The organism is Microbispora sp. NPDC049633 (genome assembly GCF_040675265.1).
GTDB lineage: Bacteria > Actinomycetota > Actinomycetes > Streptosporangiales > Streptosporangiaceae > Microbispora > Microbispora maris.
The window spans coordinates 1-15,596 of sequence record NZ_JBFAOO010000086.1; the positions used below are offsets into that span (position 1 = coordinate 1).

Sequence of the window (15,596 nt, forward strand, 5' to 3'; positions counted from 1 at the left end):
GCCGCGTCCGGCCCCCGCGCCGGGTGGGCTTTCTCCCCCGGGGGGGTTTGGGGGGGCGGGGGGCGGGCGGCTCTCCCGCGCCCGGCGCCACGGAGGCTCCGCGCCGCGTCTCGAAACTCAATTGAGCGGGCTCGCGCGGTTTCGTTAGCGTGTCCGGATGCCCTCCCAGCGCCTCCTGCCGCGCTCGACCCCGGCCGCCTCGGGGATGTCGTCCCGTTCGATCGCCACGTTGCTGGACCGGCTCGAAGCGGGATCCGTCGAGTGTCACTCCCTGATGATCGTCCGCCACGGTCACGTCGTCGCCGAAGGCTGGTGGGCGCCGTACTCGGCCGGGCGCCCGCACCTTCTCTACTCGCTGACCAAGTCGTTCACCTCGATCGCCGTGGGGCTCGCGATCGCCGACGGGCTGCTCTCGCTGGACGACCGGGTGGTGGACGTGCTGCCCGAGCACGTCCCGGCCGGCATCTGCGAGCAGGGACGCCGCCTCACCGTCCACCACCTGCTGTCCATGACGGCCGGGCACCGTACGGACAGCCTCGACGAGGCCTGGCGCCTGGAACCGGGCGACCTGGTGAAGGGTTTCCTGCGCGTGCCGTTCCCCGAGGCCGAGGGAACGCGGCACGCCTACGACAACGCGACCACCTTCGTCCTGGCCCGGATGGTGGAACGGGTCACCGGGCGCGGCCTGCCGGAACTGCTCGACGAGCGCCTCTTCCGGCCGATGGGCGTCGGCCACGCCGAATGGGACCGGGTGGCGAGCGGCGCCGCCTTCGGATTCCACGGGCTGCACCTCACGACCGAGGCCGTCGCCGCCTTCGGTGAACTGCTGCTGCGCGGGGGCCTGTGGGGCGACCGGCGGCTCGTCCCGCGCGAATGGGTGGAGCTCGCCACCAGACGCCACATCGACACCCAGCAGGTCGAGGGCTGGTCGGAGAACCCCGACGCGCTCTGCGGGTACGGCTACCAGTTCTGGATGTCACGTCACGGATATCGCGGCGAGGGCGCCTTCGGCCAGCTGTGCGTGGTCGTCCCGTCGCACGATCTCGTGGTCGCCGTGACCGCCGCCGTCGCGCAGGGGGAGGCGATACTCGACCCGGTCTGGGAGTGCCTGCTGCCCGGCGTGGACCAGGCGGGGAGCGCTGAGCTCCCGGGAAGCACCGGGGACGACGAGATCCTCGCCGAGCGGCTGCGGCGGCTGTCGTTCGCGCCGGTGCCGGGTTCGGCCGCCCCGGACCGTTCCGTCAAGGCGAGAATCGACGCCTCCGCCGAGGATTCGGCGCTGCCCGGCGGAACCACGGTGGCCGTCGATCCCGTGGACGGCGGATGGATCCTGCGACTCGGGTCCTCCCTCGACGTCGAGGCCGGCCACGGCGAATGGCGGGAGAGCGCACCGCTCGGCCGCCCCGTCGTCGCGGCCGGCGCCTGGCAGGGCGGCACATTCGTCGCCGACCTCTACGTCATCACCACCCCGCACCGGGTCCGGCTGGTGGTCGACGCCGACGCGGGCACAGCCGTGGCGACGTGGAACGTCGTGCCCCTGACCGGCCCCGATCTGGCGTTGCATCTGCGGTCGCCGCTGATGACACGGCCCGACGTCGCGTAGGCGACACATCACGGTCCGTGCGGGACGCATACGTCTCGCCGAGCGTCCGCACCCACCCGGCACCCCGCAGTATTGGGAGACTTTGAGCAACTTTGGGGCGAGCTTTTCGCTGTCGCGAGTTTCCCTAAAGATGACCATGAGTAGCCTCGGGTAATGCTCCTCCCCAGGCGCTCCCCGTCGCTGCGAGCCCGGCTGGCACTCATCGCCACCGGGACCGCGGCGATTCTGCTGATCCCGCTCGCGATCGTGGTGCACGTGCTCGTCCGCGGCGCGGTCGCGGACCGCATCTGGGACCGGAGCCTGGACACCGCCACCCACGTCGCCGCGCAGATCCGCGACGGACGGCTGAGCAACCCCATCCCGCCCGGCGAGAACGGCATCGACCTGATCCAGGTGACGGGGCCGGACGGCCGGATCGTCGCCGAGAGCGCCGCCGCCAGGCATCTGCCGCGCCTGAGCCCGTTACGCACGGCCCCCGGCCGCGAGATCACCCAGACGACGGCCTGCTCGCCCGCCGGGCACGACTGCCTCTACGTGACCGTGCTGCGGGTGTCCCCCGGCCCCGGCTCGGACCTCGTCTACGCGGGCCGGGCGGCCCCGCCGATCCTCGACACCCCCTTCACGCTGCCGGCGCTGCTCCTGGCGGCCCTGCTGCTCACCACGCTGGCGGGCTGGACGGCCTACAAGGCGACGGGCCGCGCACTGCGGCCGGTGGAGGCGATCCGCTCGGAGCTCGCCGAGATCACCGAGAGGAACCCCGGCGGCCGCGTGCCCGAGCCGCCCGGCGACGACGAGTTCTCCCGGCTGGCCCAGGCCGCCAACGACGCGCTGTCCCGGCTGGACATGTCGATCCAGCGGCAACGGCAGTTCGCCGCCGACGCCTCACACGAGCTGCTCACCCCCATCGCCGGGATCCGCGCCCAGCTGGAGAGCGCGCGGCTGCACCCCGAGGACACCGACGAGGCCGTCTGCGCCGCGCTGCGCGACACCGAGCGGCTGGAGGCGATCGTCGCCGACCTGCTCCTGCTCGCCCGGATCCCCACGGTCCCCGAGACCGCCAGGGAGGAGGTCGACCTGTCCCACCTGGTCGTCAGCGAGGTCGAGCGGCTTCGGGAGCGGCTGCCGACCCACCTCCACAACACCCCCGGCGTGACCGTCAGGGGTCTGCGCCGGCACCTCGCCCGGGTGGTGGCGAACCTGCTCGACAACGCCGAGCGGCACGCGCTGACGCTGGTGTGCGTACGCGTCGAGCGCACCAAGGAGGAGGCCGTCCTGTACGTGCGCAACGACGGCCGGCCGATCCCCGAGGCGGACCGCGAGCGGATCTTCGAGCGGTTCTACCGCACCGACGCGGCGCGCAGCCGAGCCCGGGGCGGCACGGGCCTGGGCCTGGCCATCGCCCGCGAGGTCGTGGAGGCCCACGGCGGGTCCATCCGCGTCGAGGACGTCACGGACGGCGAGCCCGGCGTGCGGTTCGTGATCACGCTGCCGCTGGCCCCGGCCGGGCCCGCCGCGGCGTGCGGCGACACCCAAAGTTAAGAACGGCGCCCCTGGTCGTTCAGCCGAGTAACCCCGAACGAAAGGACCTGCTGGCTAGTTTTCGGGACACCCGGCCCCCTTGGGTCACACGGGTTCCCGATGTCGCAGGTAGAGGAGTCACTCGTGCGAGTGCTGGCCGTCGTCCCCGCCCGTGGAGGCTCGGTGGGCGTCCCACTGAAGAACCTGGAGAAGGTGGGCGGGGTCCCGCTCGTCGCCCGCGCCGTGGACGCCTGTCTGCGCGCCGAACTGGTGGACGAGGTGATCGTCAGCACCGACCACGACCGGATCGCCGAGGCGGCCGCGGCCGCCGGCGCCCGCGTCGTACGCCGGCCCGCGGAGCTCAGCGGCCCGACCGCCTCCAGCGAGAGCGCCGTGCTCCACGCCCTGTCCGAGCTGTCCGGGTTGTCCGGCGAGGAGCCGGAGATCGTCGTGCTCGTCCAGTGCACCAGCGCGTTCCTCGACCCCCGCGACCTCGACGCCGCCGTCGCCAAGGTGCTTGACGGCGAGGCCGACTCGGTCTTCGCCGCCACCGAGACCTACGAGTTCGTCTGGACCGGCGCCGGCCACGGGGTGAACCACGACCCGGCCGTGCGCCCGCGCCGCCAGGACCGCGAGCCCCACTACCGCGAGACCGGCGCGTTCTACGTCATGCGCACGGAGGGCCTGCGCGAGCGCGGCCACCGTTTCTCCGGCAGGGTCGCGGTCCAGCCGGTGCCCGCCCGGCACGCGGTCGAGATCGACACCCCCGAGGACCTGGAGATCGCCCGGGCGCTCGCCCCGTTCGTGGACGAGCCGCTGCCGATCGACGTGGACGCGGTCGTCACCGACTTCGACGGCGTGCACACCGACGACCGCGCGTTCGTCGACTCCGACGGCCGGGAGATGGTCGCGGTCAGCCGCTCCGACGGAATGGGGATCGCGCTGTTGCGCCGGGCGGGCGTGCGGGTGCTCGTGCTGTCGACCGAGCGCAACCCCGTCGTCGCCGCCCGCGCCGCCAAGCTCGGCGTCCCGGTGGTGCAGGGCCTCGCCGCCAAGGACGCCGCGCTGCGCGAGTGGCTGGCCGCCGAGGGCCTGGCCCCCGAGCGCGTCGCGTATGTGGGCAACGACGTCAACGACCTGTCCTGCATGGCGATCGTCGGCTGGCCGGTCGCGGTGCCCGACGCCCACCCCCGGGTGCGTGCCGCGGCCCGCGTCGTGCTGTCGGCCCCCGGAGGCGCCGGGGCCGTGCGCGAGCTGTCCGACCGGGTGCTCGCGGGCCGCCCGGCCACCGCGCTGGAGACGGTGCCGGCCCCCGCGCCCGTCACCGTCGCCCGCCACCCCGGGCAGCCGCGGCCGGTGCGGATCGGCAGGTCGCTGGTCGGTCCCGGGCAGCCCGTCTACGTCATCGGCGAGATCGGCATCAACCACAACGGCGACGTCGACATCGCCCGCAGGCTGATCGACGTGGCCGCCGACGCCGGCTGCCAGGCGGTCAAGTTCCAGAAGCGCACCCCGGAGATCTGCGTGCCGCCGGAGCAGCGCGACCAGATCCGGCAGACGCCGTGGGGCGAGATGACCTACATGGAGTACAAGATCCGGACCGAGTTCGGCGCGGACGAGTACGCCCACATCGCCAAGTACTGCGAGGAGCGCGGCATCGACTGGTTCGCCTCGCCCTGGGACGTGCCGTCGGTGGAGTTCCTGGAGGACATGGACGTCGTCGCGCACAAGGTGGCCTCGGCCTCGGTGACCGACCACGAGCTGCTGCGGGCGCTGGCCGCCACCCGCAAGCCGGTCATCCTGTCCACCGGCATGTCGACGATCGAGGAGATCGACGCGGCGGTGGAGATCCTCGGCACCGAGCGGCTGGTGATGATGCACGCCACCTCCACCTATCCGCTCCCGCCCGAGGAGGCCAACCTCCGCATGATCACCACCCTCCGGCAGCGGTACGGCGTGCCGGTCGGCTACTCGGGGCACGAGCGCGGGCTGCAGATCTCGCTGGCCGCCGTGACGCTGGGCGCGGTGACCGTCGAGCGGCACATCACCCTCGACCGGGCGATGTGGGGCTCCGACCACGCCGCCTCGCTGGAGCCCACCGGTCTGGATCACCTGGTCCGCGACATCCGCATCATCGAGACCGCCCTGGGCGACGGTGTGAAGCGCGTCTACCCGGGCGAGGAGGCCCCGCGGGCCCGCCTGCGCCGCGTCACGGCATGATCACACTATCGGTGGTCGTGCCGGTCCGGGACGGCGAGGAGTACCTCGGCGACGCCCTCACCTCGCTCGTGCGCAACCGGACGCGCGCGTTCGAGACCGAGGTCGTCGTCGTGGACGACGGGTCCGCGGACGCGACGCCGGAGGTCGTCGAGGACTTCCGGCGCGACCTGCCGGGGCTCACCGTCGTCCGCAACCCGGTGCCGCTGGGGCTGGCCGGCGCCCGCAACGCCGGGCTGAAACTCGCCGCGGGCCGCTACGTCACCTTCCTCGACGCCGACGACTGGCTCGCGCCCGGTTACCTGCCCCGGCTCGTCGCCGCCATCGACGGGCTCGGGTGCGACTTCGTGCGGGTGGACCACGTGCAGGTCGAGGGCCGCAGGCGGGAGACGCACCGGGCGCCGCAGCCACGCCGCGGCGTCGTGCTGGACCCGCGCGACGGCATCCTGCCGGCGGATTACAAGACCATGGTCGACTACCCCTACGCGTGGGCCGGGATCTACCGGCGCGAGCTGGACGACCTGCTGACCTTCCCCACCGGGCTGCACACCGCCGAGGACCGCCCGTGGATCTGGCGGCTGCACCGCCTGGCCCGGTCGTACGCCGTGGTCTCCCTCGCCGGGGTGTTCTACCGGCGGGGGCTCTCGGCCTCGCTCACGCAGATCGGCGACGAGCGGCAGCTCCATTTCTTCGACGCCTACGACATCGTGCTCGACGAGACCGAGCCCCGGTATCTGCCCAAGGCCGCCCGCAACCTGTGCGCGCTGCTCGCCCACCACGTCGAGCTGGCCGGCCGGTTCACCCCCGCCGTACGCGCCCGGTTCGACGAGCGGGCGCGGGCGGCGCTCGCCCGGCTGCCGCGTGAGACGCGCGCCGAGGCCGTCGGCGGCCTGGAACCCGAGCGGGCCGCCCTGCTCGAGCCCTACTTACCCGGAGGGCCGCGTGCCTGACTCCACGCTGTTCTACGCCTCCACGCTGTTCGGCGCGATGACTCTCGCGGCGGCGATCGACGAGGGGCGGTTCCGCGACGGCGGCCGGATCCTTCTCGTGTCGAACAACGCGGCGATCCCGGAGGTCACCCCGGCGCCGGACGAGGCGCCGGGGTTCGCCGCGCTGCGGGACAGGTTCGACCGCGTCCTGTCCTGGAACGAGATCATCGCGCCGCTGCACCCGTCGGACTGGAAGCCGCGCTCGATCGAGACGCCCATGCTCGGCCGCCTGCTGCGCGACCTGACCGGCGACCCGGGCGAGCTGGTGCTGGAGTCGGTCGCGGTGCCCCCGTCGCGTACGCTCGCGGGCCTGGTCAAGGACTGCCCGATCACCGTCTACTCCGACGGCCTCATGAGCTACGGGCCGACCCGCGACCCGCTCCCGCAGGAGATCGCCGGCCGGATCACCCGGCTGCTCCACCTCGACCTCGCCCCGGGCCTGGCGCCCCTGCTCCTGGCCGAGCACGGCGTGCCGGCCGAGGCCCTGGCGGACTCGTCGTTCACCTCGGTGACGGACCGGGTCGCGGAGGCGGCCGAGGCGGCGCCACGCGCTGAGGCGGTCATCCTCGGCCAGTACCTGTCCGCGCTCGGCCTGGTCACGGCGGCCGAGGAGGCCGCGCTGCACGCGCGCATGCTGCGCGGCGTGGCGGCGCGCGGCCACCGGACCGTGCTGTTCAAGCCGCACCCCGCCGCCGGGCGGCGGCACGCCCGCGAGCTGCGGCCGGTCGCCGCGGAGCTGGGCGTCGAGCTCCTCGTGGCCCCCGCGGCGACGCCCGCCGAGGCGTGTTTCGCCGCGCACCGCCCCGAACTGGTCGCCGGGTGTTTCTCCACGGCGCTGGTGACCGCGCGGCGGCTGTTCGGCCTGCCCGTCGCGGCCACCGGCACCGATCTGGTGCTCGAACGGCTCACGCCGTACGAGAACAGCAACCGGATCCCGGCGACGATCGTGGACGCGACGCTGCCCCGGCTGGAGGCCGACGGCACGATCACCGAGCCGCCCGCCGCCGACCTGCCCGCCCTGGTCGCGGCCGTGGGCTACTGCATGCAGAGCACGGCCCACCCAGGCCTGCGCGAGACCGCCGCGGCCTACGTGCGCGCCCACGGGCCGGCGCGTCACTTCAAGAGGCGCAGGCTGGAGTCGCTGGGCCTGGTCGAGCCGCCCGTCTCCGCCCCGGCCGTCCCGCGGTCGCGGCTGCGCCGCCTGCTGTCCCGCTGAGCCCTCGCCCCGCGCGAGACAGAACGGGACACGATCTTTTAGGCTGTGCCCCGGGGTGATCTCGCGCGGCGATCAGCAGCACATGGCGACCACGGTCGGGGCGTCCGCCGCCGGGGGCTGCGGTGGTGACGCCGTCCGGCCACACCTCGGTACGCGGACGCCGCGGCCGGCCACGGGAGGCTCGGGGGCGATGAGCAGGCACGGAAGTGGCCGGGCTCCGGCTTCGGCGCAGGTCGGCGTCGGGCACGGCGCCCGTGGCCGCTGCCGAGGTTCGTGGGACAGGGCCGCCGGCGCCCCATGCGGGAGAGTGCTCTCGCGCGGTGCGGCCATAGGGCCTCCTCCGAGGCGTGTCGCGGGTCGTCACGGCGCGGCACCGCTCTGTGGAGTCAGGGTGCCGGGGTCCGTCGCGGATATCTTGACGCCCTCTGCACGATTCATGGCGATTCGTGCATGCAGCGGATGCGATCACGCCGGAGCGGCAGCACGCCTCGCGCCGAGGCGGCAAGGCTGAGGACATGTCATGAAAATTCTGGAGTGGAGCACCAGGAACCTGGCCGTTGGGGATCGATTCCCCTACTGGTACGACACGATGTCGCAGGCGCACCTGCAGGCGTGGCTGGACACCGAACATCCCGCCCGTTTCCACGCGTCCGCGCGGGTGTTCGACCTCGGCACGGTGCAGCTTTCGCTGATGAGCCACCACACGCTGCGGGTGAACCGGACCGCCAAGCTCATCCGGCAGTCGGATCCCGAGATCTTCCAGCTGCACCTCCTCCTCGGTGGCGCCGGCGGCCTGCGACAGGCCGGGCGGGACGCGACCTTCCGTGCCGGGCAGTTCCTCACCATCGATTCCTCCCGGCCGTACCAGGGATGGCGAGGGCCCGACGGCGATCCGGCCAAGTCACTGGTCGTCCAGTTCCCCCGGGCCGCGCTCGGCCTGCGGGCCGGCGTGGTCGGGCGGCTCGCCGCCGCGCCGTTTCCCGTACGGCCCGGCATCACCGGCGTCCTGGCCGGACACCTCAGGCACCTGGCGGACAACGCCGGGGACCTCACACCCCCCGACGCGCGGGCGGTGGCCGCCGTCACCCTCGACCTGATCGCGGCCGCCTACGCCGGGCGGCTCGATGCCGATGACGCGCTGACACCCGAAGCACGACGCCAGGCCCTGCTGTCGCTGATCCACGACTTCATCCGGCGACGGCTCGGCGACCCCGACCTGACCCCGGAGACCATCGCCGCGGCGCACCAGATCTCCGTCCGGCACCTGTACACGCTCTTCGCCGAGCAGGGCCTCACGGTGGCGGCCTGGATCCGCCGATGCCGGCTGGAACAGTGCCACCGCGACCTCGCCGACCCCCGGCAGCGCGCCCTCCCCATCCATTCCGTCGCCGCCCGCTGGGGCTTCACCGACGCCGCGAACTTCAGCCGCGCCTTCCGCGCCGCCTACGGCATGTCACCACGCGACCACCGCGATCTCGCGGCGGCCGGGCGAGCGCCGGGCTGAGGCCATCGTGCCGTCCCGGGCGGGGGCTACAGCGCCTTCAGGTAGCGGCGCATGCGGCGCTTGGCGCGGTAGCCGTACCGCAGCATCCGGGGCGGCACCTCCAGGCGCAGCCGGGCGCGGCGCCGGGCCGCCGCGTGCTCGGGGCCGTCGAGGAGCGAGCGGGCCGGCTCCAGCGTTCCCGCGCGGGCCGCGGCGACCAGCGCGGCGACCCGGCCGGTCCAGTCGCCGGCCGAGGGATCGTGGAAGTAGTTGGCCCGGCACCACTCCTCGGCCGGCACCCGGAAGTCCGCCTTCGCGAGGTCGTCCAGGGTGCCCAGGCAGCCGCTGCCCTCGAACACCAGGTTGATCATCTCCGCGCTGACCCCGAAGTCGGACAGCACGAGCAGCGGCACGTTCGCGGCGATCGCCTCCAGCGCCGCCGTGGAGCTGACCGTGACGAAGCCGGCGGCGTGGCTCAGGTGCTCGTGCATCGGGCCGGCGGCGAAGCGCACGGCGCCCGCGGGCACGCGGCCCTCGGCCTCCAGCGCGGTCCACAGCCGCTCGTAATGGTGACGTTCGTTGTGCGTCTGCCGTTCGTCGTCGCGGGCCCTCAGCTTGACCACCACGTCCAGGTCGGGCCTGGCCCGCCCGAGCTCGGCCAGGGCGAGCAGGATGCGCTCCCGCTCCTCGCGCCGGCGGGGCACCTTGGCCTGCGTGGCGAACACGACCCGGTCGCGTACGCCCCCGGTGCCGCCCGCGCCCGGTTCGCGGGACAGCAGGTCCAGGTAGGGCAGGCGGGCCAGCGCCACCTCCCCTCCCCCGCCGAGCCGCGTGCCGATCCCGGAGAACTCGGCGACCTCCCGGCCGCTGTGCACGACGAACAGGTCGCAGCCGCTGCGGAACAGCCACGCCTTCTCCGTCGCGGGCACCGAGATGCCGGGCAGGCCCGACACGAGCACCGGCCGGGGGCGCAGCCCGGCCGGCGTCTCCGCCGCGAGCGCGTCCACCACGGGACCGGTGCACGCCAGGAGCACGACGTCCGGCCGGAACCGTTCGGCGGCCCGCCGCAACTGCCGGGCCGGCAGCACCGGGGGAAGCGCCCGCGTGCGGGTGCCGCTCACCGCGGCGGCGATCTGCGCCGCCGATGGGGCGATGGGCGTACGGACGACGGCCAGCTCCGTGACCCAGTCCCGCGGGGTCGCGTCGAGCAGGCCCGCGGCCCACTTCAGATAGGAGTCGGAGTCGGCCACGGCGAGCAGGCGGATCAAGGAGCGACCTTTCCGGGATCGTGCTGGTGAGGCAAGGGCTGGTGGGGCTGATGGGCGAACAGCTGGAGGTGGGAGCGCAGCGAGGGGGCGGCCGAGGCCGTCCACCAGTCCTCCGGCACGTCCACGGTCTCCACCGGCACGCCCCGCGCCGACAGCAGGACGCGCAGCGAGGTGACCGCGGTGGACGGCAGGCTCAGCACCCGCTGGTCCGGCCGCAGGTCGCGCAGCGTCATCTCGGCGGGCGCCCCGGCGTCGTACACGGTCAGCCCGGCGATCCGGCGCACCCGGTCGAGGTCGCGGGGGTCCTCCCGGCGGTGCGGGAAGTACGCGACGGGCTCGCCGATCCGCTCCAGCCAGCGCAGGTAGCGGTCGCGGTGGATGAGCCCGTTGCGTACGAGCGAGGTGCCGAGCACGACCGTGCCCTCCCGCGGCGGCGGGTCGGCCGGCTGGGCGCGCAGCCAGGCGAAGTCGTGCCGGACGAGCCGGACACCCGCGCCCTCCACATCCTCGGCGAGGCCGGCGGGCACCGGAAGCGCGGTGAACACCGTGGGCCCGCGGGTGCGCAGGCGGAACCCGGCGGCGGCGCCCAGAACCTTACGGCCGGCGCCGGGCGTCCCGCGGGCGCGCAGCAGCGGGCGCCGCTCGACCAGCAGCTCCAGCAGGCGGATCGTGGCCAGCCCGTCGTCCACCAGCACCGTACGGCCGGGGACGGCTGTAAGGAGGGCGAGCTGGACGCGCCCGGAGAAGGCGTCGCCGACCGCCCACGTACGTCCCGGCCGGGGAGCGCGCGGGGACGGCTCGGCGAGCTCCAGCCCCTCGGGCGGCCCGAGCCGCTCGAGCTCGCGGCGGGTCAGCCGCAGCGCGGGCAGCCCGGCCCGCGGCACCACCCTGGTGGCGGGTCCGAGGAGCCCCGCGTGGTGCGCCTCGACGACGCACAGCAGCTGCAGGGGGGACTCCACCCACGCGACGGCCTGCCCCTGCCCGGCGGCGTGGCGCCGTCCCTCGTTCTCCACGCCCCGTAATGAAACGTTCACGACGCGCTCACCCTAACCGTCCAACACGACGGCGGCGGGAACGCCCGGTGAACAGACCTGGAAGGGATCTTCGCGACGCGTTACGGCAGCATGGAAGGCATGAACGTCATCACCTTGAACAACAACGTGCGGATGCCCCAGCTCGGCTTCGGCGTGTGGCAGGTCGCCGACGACGAGGCCGAGAAGGCCGTGACGACCGCCCTGGAGTACGGGTACCGCAGCATCGACACCGCGAAGTTGTATCGCAACGAGAAGGGTGTCGGCCGCGCCCTGCGCGCCTCCGGCATCCCCCGCGAGGAGCTGTTCGTCACCACCAAGCTCTGGAACGACGATCACGGCTACGACAAGACGATGCGCGCCTTCGACGCCGGCATGCGGCGCCTCGGTCTGGAGACCCTCGACCTGTACCTGATCCACTGGCCGGCTCCCCGGCAGGGCAAGTACGTCGAGACGTGGAAGGCCCTGGAGATGCTGTACGTCGACAAGCGCGTGGCGGCGATCGGCGTGTCGAACTTCACCGTCGCCAACCTGGAGCTCCTGCTCGCCGAGACCGAGGTGATCCCCGCGGTGAACCAGATCGAGCTGCACCCGCAGCTCGCCCAGCGGGAGCTGCGCGGCTTCCACGCGCACCGCGGCATCGCCACCGAGGCGTGGAGCCCGCTCGGGCAGGGCAAGGGGCTGCTCGACCTGCCCGCCCTGGCCGAGATCGGCGCGAAGTATGACAAGACGCCCGCCCAGGTGGTGCTGCGCTGGCACATCCAGCTCGGCAACATCGCGATCCCGAAGTCGGTGACGCCGTCGCGCATCAAGGAGAACATCGAGGTCTTCGACTTCGAGCTGGGCCCCGAGGACATGGCGACGATCAACGGCCTCGACGAGGGCCGCCGCCTCGGGCCCGACCCGGTGGTCTTCGGCTGACCGGCGGCATTCGCCGCAGTTCCCCTCATAGCGGACGCCACGCGGTCACACGGTCACGCTGCGCACGTTTCCCCTGGCCAACGTGTGGCAATGATTGCTGCCGTGCCCCAACCACGACGATCGAGAAAGCTGTGGGCCGGGCTCGCCGCGGCACTCCTGCTGTGCCTCGGGCTCACCGGGGCCGCCCGCGTCGAGCCCGCCCCCGCGGCCCATCGGCCCAATATCGTGCTGATCCTCACCGACGACCTGGACGCCGGGGATCTGAGCCGGTTCCCCAACATCACCGACCTCCTGGTGCGCCAGGGCACCACGCTGTCCCGCTTCTTCGTCACCAATCCCTGGTGCTGCCCCTCGCGCTCGTCCATCCTCCGATCGCAGTACATGCACAGCCACCAGGTGGAGAGCAACAGGTCGCCGACCGGCGGGTTCCCGAAGTTCCGGCCGCTGGAGGCGTCCACCCTCGGGACGTGGATGCACGACGCGGGCTACCGCACCGCGCTGATGGGCAAGTATCTCAACAACTATCCCGAGGGTGCGCCACGCACGTACGTGCCGCCGGGCTGGGACGAGTGGCACGTCCCCGTCACCCGCCTGTACCAGGAGTACGGCTACACGCTCAACGAGAACGGCGCGCTCCGGCGGTACGGCGACGCTCCGGAGGACTACCTGGAGGACGTGCTGAGCGCCAAGGCCGCCGCGTTCGCCACCGATTCCACCGCCCGGGGGGACGCCCCGTTCTTCCTCTACCTCGCCCCGGTCGCGCCGCACCTGCCCGCTCACCACGCGCCGCGCCACGCCGGCGCCTTCGCCGAGGAGCGGGCGCCGCGAACCCCGTCGTTCGACCAGGAGGACCTGTCCGCCGAGCCCCGCTGGCTCAGCGGGCGCACGCCGCTGTCGGCCGCCGACACACGCAGGATCGACCGCGTCCACCGCGACCGGCTGCGCGCGATGCTCGGGGTGGACGACATGGTCGGCGCGCTGGTCGACGCGCTGACCCGGGCCGGCGAACTGGACGACACCTACATCTTCTTCACCTCCGACAACGGCTTCCACCTCGGCCAGCACCGGTTGCGGCCGGGCAAGACGACGCCGTTCGAGGAGGACATCCGGGTGCCGATGGTGGTGCGCGGGCCGGGCGTGCCGGCCGGGGGCGTCGCCGACGCGCTCGCGTCGACGGTCGACCTCGCGCCCACGTTCGCCGAGCTGGGCGGGGCCGCGGTGCCGCCCACGGCCGAGGGCCGCTCGCTGGTACCGCTCCTGCGGGGGCACGACGTCGCCTGGCGCGACGCCGTGCTCGTGGAGTTCTACCACCCCTCCTACTCGCCGCACTCGCCTCCCACGTACGCCGCGCTGCGGACCGGACGGTACGCGTACGTGGAGTACGAGACCGGGGAGCGGCAGCTCTACGACCTGTGGGACGACCCGGCGGAGACGCGCAACCTCGCGGCCTCGGCCGGTCCCGGTCTGACCGCCGCTCTCTCGGCCCGGCTGGCGCTGCTGCGCGCCTGCTCCGGGCCCGGCTGCCGGCTGGCGGACGCCGCGGGCGCCGGTGTGTCCGTGGAGGGCGGCGTGTCCGTGGGCGCCGGCGTGACCCTGGGGACGGCTCCGGGCGGTGCCGGATGAGGAGACGGATGAGCTGACGCAGGGCAATAGGACAGGGCACCCCGGCGGATTCGGGGTGCCCGCTAATCATTTCTGCCCATATCGGGATGGGAGCGCTCCCAAGCGTGGTATGTCCTACTATGTCCAGTTGAGCGGCTCTAACCACCCAGGGAGTAACAGTTAGGTTTCGGCATATTGACGCCCGCGTTGCTCATAGAGGACCCTTCGTGGGAGCGCTCCCAACGTGTTCACCAACACGGTGCTCAGCACGAGCACAACCTCTGATCGCGGGCCGTGAGATCGGGGACCGGCCTGGGATGCACCTCCCATGAACGACTTCGGGATACCACCTGAGAGGGGTCCGGATGATTAGCAACTCGCGCCGCGGCAGGCTGCTCGCGGTCGCCGCGGTGGCGGCGCTGGCTCTCGGCGCCACCGCCTGCCAGTCCGACGACAAGGGGACGGACACCGCGTCCGGCGGCGGGGCCACGCAGGCGGCCGGCCCCGTCACCATCACGCTCCAGACGTTCGGCGGCGGCAAGAACTTCGGCTACAAGGAAGCCGTCGACAAGTGGAACGCCGAGCACAAGGACATCCAGATCAAGTACGACAACCTGACCGACCAGTTCGAGCAGGTCTACTGGCCCCAGATGATCCAGTGGCTGCAGTCCGGCGCGGGCGCCGGTGACGTCGTCGGCATCGACGAGGGCGGCATGGGCCTCGCCAAGGCGCACCCCGAGTGGTGGGCCGACCTGGGCGAGTTCGGTCTGCAGAACCGCAAGAGCGACTTCGCGGCCTGGAAGTGGGAGAACGGCGTCACCGCCGACGGCAAGCTGTTCGGCCTCGGCACCGACGTCGGCGGCATGAGCCTGTGCTACCGCCGTGACCTGTTCGAGAAGGCCGGCCTGCCCGGCGACCGCGAGGAGGTCAGCAAGCTCTGGCCCACCTGGGACGACTTCGTCGCCGTGGGCAAGAAGTTCCAGGACAAGGTCAAGGACACCAAGTTCGTCGACGGCACCAACACGCTCTACAACGTGGTCCTGGTGCAGGAGGCCGCCAAGAACGGCAACGTCTCCTACTTCGACAAGGACAACAACCTGATCGTCGACAAGAACCCGGCGGTCAAGACGGCCTACGACTTCGCCCAGAAGATCAGCCAGGAGGGCCTCACGGCCAAGCTGCGCAACTTCACGCCCGAGTGGAACACCGGCATGAAGAAGTCGCAGTTCGCCACCCTCGGCTGCCCGTCCTGGATGCTCGGCGCGGTCAGCGGCGACGGCGGCGCCGGACCGGACTTCAAGGGCAAGTGGGACGTCGCGGCGGTGCCCGGCGGCGGCGGCAACTGGGGCGGCTCCTGGCTCGCCGTGCCGAAGCAGTCGAAGCACCCCAAGGAGGCGGCGCAGGTCCTCGACTACCTGACCGGTAAGGAGGCCGAGGTCAGCGTCTTCAACTTCGCCGGCAACATGCCCAGCAACGTCCAGGCCCAGCAGGACCCGGCCGTCCAGGGCGCGAAGAACGAGTACTTCAACGACGCCCCGGTCGGTGAGATCTTCGCCAAGTCGGCCTCCGCGCTCCAGCCGGTCTTCCTCGGCGTGAAGCACGCGCAGGTCAAGAACGCGATCGAGTCGGTCGTCTCCGCCATCGACGACGGCTCCGTGCCGTACGCGAACGGCTGGAAGAAGCTCGTCGACGACGCCGTGAAGGCCGCGGGCTGACCCTGCCCGCCAGGTGAGCACCGGCCCGCCGCA

Annotated in this window: 11 protein-coding genes; 9 read left to right on the forward strand and 2 right to left on the reverse strand. The window is 72.8% G+C overall.

Annotated elements, in window-relative coordinates:
• Nucleotides 1-157: 157 nt before the first annotated feature.
• From AB0J39_RS22125 to AB0J39_RS22150, 6 genes are all read left to right on the forward strand, one after another.
• The gene (locus AB0J39_RS22125; protein WP_363467683.1) at nucleotides 158-1,603 is read left to right on the forward strand and encodes a serine hydrolase domain-containing protein; all 1,446 of its coding nucleotides are present in this window, start codon (nucleotides 158-160) and stop codon (nucleotides 1,601-1,603) included.
• A gap of 153 nt (nucleotides 1,604-1,756) precedes the next feature.
• On the forward strand, nucleotides 1,757-3,142 hold the full coding sequence (locus tag AB0J39_RS22130) for an ATP-binding protein (protein ID WP_363467686.1): 1,386 nt from the start codon (nucleotides 1,757-1,759) through the stop codon (nucleotides 3,140-3,142).
• A gap of 123 nt (nucleotides 3,143-3,265) precedes the next feature.
• Nucleotides 3,266-5,341, forward strand: coding sequence for an N-acetylneuraminate synthase family protein (locus AB0J39_RS22135; RefSeq protein WP_363467689.1), 2,076 nt, complete (start codon nucleotides 3,266-3,268; stop codon nucleotides 5,339-5,341).
• Nucleotides 5,338-6,288: a glycosyltransferase family 2 protein gene (locus AB0J39_RS22140; protein WP_363467692.1), complete on the forward strand. Its 951-nt coding sequence runs from the start codon at nucleotides 5,338-5,340 to the stop codon at nucleotides 6,286-6,288. Before AB0J39_RS22135 ends, AB0J39_RS22140 begins: the two co-directional genes overlap by 4 nt.
• Complete coding sequence (locus AB0J39_RS22145; protein ID WP_363467695.1) at nucleotides 6,281-7,543, forward strand: polysialyltransferase family glycosyltransferase; 1,263 nt, start codon at nucleotides 6,281-6,283, stop codon at nucleotides 7,541-7,543. The genes AB0J39_RS22140 and AB0J39_RS22145 overlap by 8 nt, the downstream gene beginning before the upstream one ends.
• A gap of 520 nt (nucleotides 7,544-8,063) precedes the next feature.
• On the forward strand, nucleotides 8,064-9,047 hold the full coding sequence (locus AB0J39_RS22150; RefSeq protein WP_363467698.1) for a helix-turn-helix domain-containing protein: 984 nt from the start codon (nucleotides 8,064-8,066) through the stop codon (nucleotides 9,045-9,047).
• Nucleotides 9,048-9,073: 26 nt separating this feature from the next.
• Here the strand turns inward: AB0J39_RS22150 and AB0J39_RS22155 are convergent, their stop codons facing one another.
• Both AB0J39_RS22155 and AB0J39_RS22160 read right to left on the reverse strand, forming a co-directional pair.
• Nucleotides 9,074-10,294, reverse strand: coding sequence for a DUF6716 putative glycosyltransferase (locus tag AB0J39_RS22155; RefSeq protein ID WP_363467701.1), 1,221 nt, complete (start codon nucleotides 10,292-10,294; stop codon nucleotides 9,074-9,076).
• On the reverse strand, nucleotides 10,291-11,328 hold the full coding sequence (locus tag AB0J39_RS22160; RefSeq protein ID WP_363467704.1) for a hypothetical protein: 1,038 nt from the start codon (nucleotides 11,326-11,328) through the stop codon (nucleotides 10,291-10,293). Before AB0J39_RS22160 ends, AB0J39_RS22155 begins: the two co-directional genes overlap by 4 nt.
• Nucleotides 11,329-11,427: 99 nt before the next feature.
• Between AB0J39_RS22160 and AB0J39_RS22165 the strand changes: the two genes are divergently transcribed.
• From AB0J39_RS22165 to AB0J39_RS22175, 3 genes are all read left to right on the forward strand, one after another.
• Nucleotides 11,428-12,246 carry an aldo/keto reductase gene (locus AB0J39_RS22165; protein ID WP_363467706.1) on the forward strand — a complete coding sequence of 273 codons (819 nt, stop codon included), beginning with the start codon at nucleotides 11,428-11,430 and terminating at the stop codon, nucleotides 12,244-12,246.
• Nucleotides 12,247-12,336: 90 nt separating this feature from the next.
• Complete coding sequence (locus tag AB0J39_RS22170) at nucleotides 12,337-13,869, forward strand: sulfatase (protein ID WP_363467708.1); 1,533 nt, start codon at nucleotides 12,337-12,339, stop codon at nucleotides 13,867-13,869.
• Between the two features lie 344 nt (nucleotides 13,870-14,213).
• Complete coding sequence (locus AB0J39_RS22175) at nucleotides 14,214-15,563, forward strand: ABC transporter substrate-binding protein (RefSeq protein WP_363467710.1); 1,350 nt, start codon at nucleotides 14,214-14,216, stop codon at nucleotides 15,561-15,563.
• Nucleotides 15,564-15,596 lie beyond the last annotated feature (33 nt).

Excerpts from the sequence above, each read along its gene's own strand:
- AB0J39_RS22125 (WP_363467683.1), top strand. The coding sequence starts at position 158 with ATGCCCTCCCAGCGCCTCCTGCCGCGCTCGACCCCGGCCGCCTCGGGG.
- AB0J39_RS22130 (WP_363467686.1), top strand. The coding sequence starts at position 1,757 with ATGCTCCTCCCCAGGCGCTCCCCGTCGCTGCGAGCCCGGCTGGCACTC.
- AB0J39_RS22140 (WP_363467692.1), top strand. The coding sequence starts at position 5,338 with ATGATCACACTATCGGTGGTCGTGCCGGTCCGGGACGGCGAGGAGTAC.
- AB0J39_RS22150 (WP_363467698.1), top strand. The coding sequence starts at position 8,064 with ATGAAAATTCTGGAGTGGAGCACCAGGAACCTGGCCGTTGGGGATCGA.
- AB0J39_RS22165 (WP_363467706.1), top strand. The coding sequence starts at position 11,428 with ATGAACGTCATCACCTTGAACAACAACGTGCGGATGCCCCAGCTCGGC.
- AB0J39_RS22170 (WP_363467708.1), top strand. The coding sequence starts at position 12,337 with ATGATTGCTGCCGTGCCCCAACCACGACGATCGAGAAAGCTGTGGGCC.
- AB0J39_RS22175 (WP_363467710.1), top strand. The coding sequence starts at position 14,214 with ATGATTAGCAACTCGCGCCGCGGCAGGCTGCTCGCGGTCGCCGCGGTG.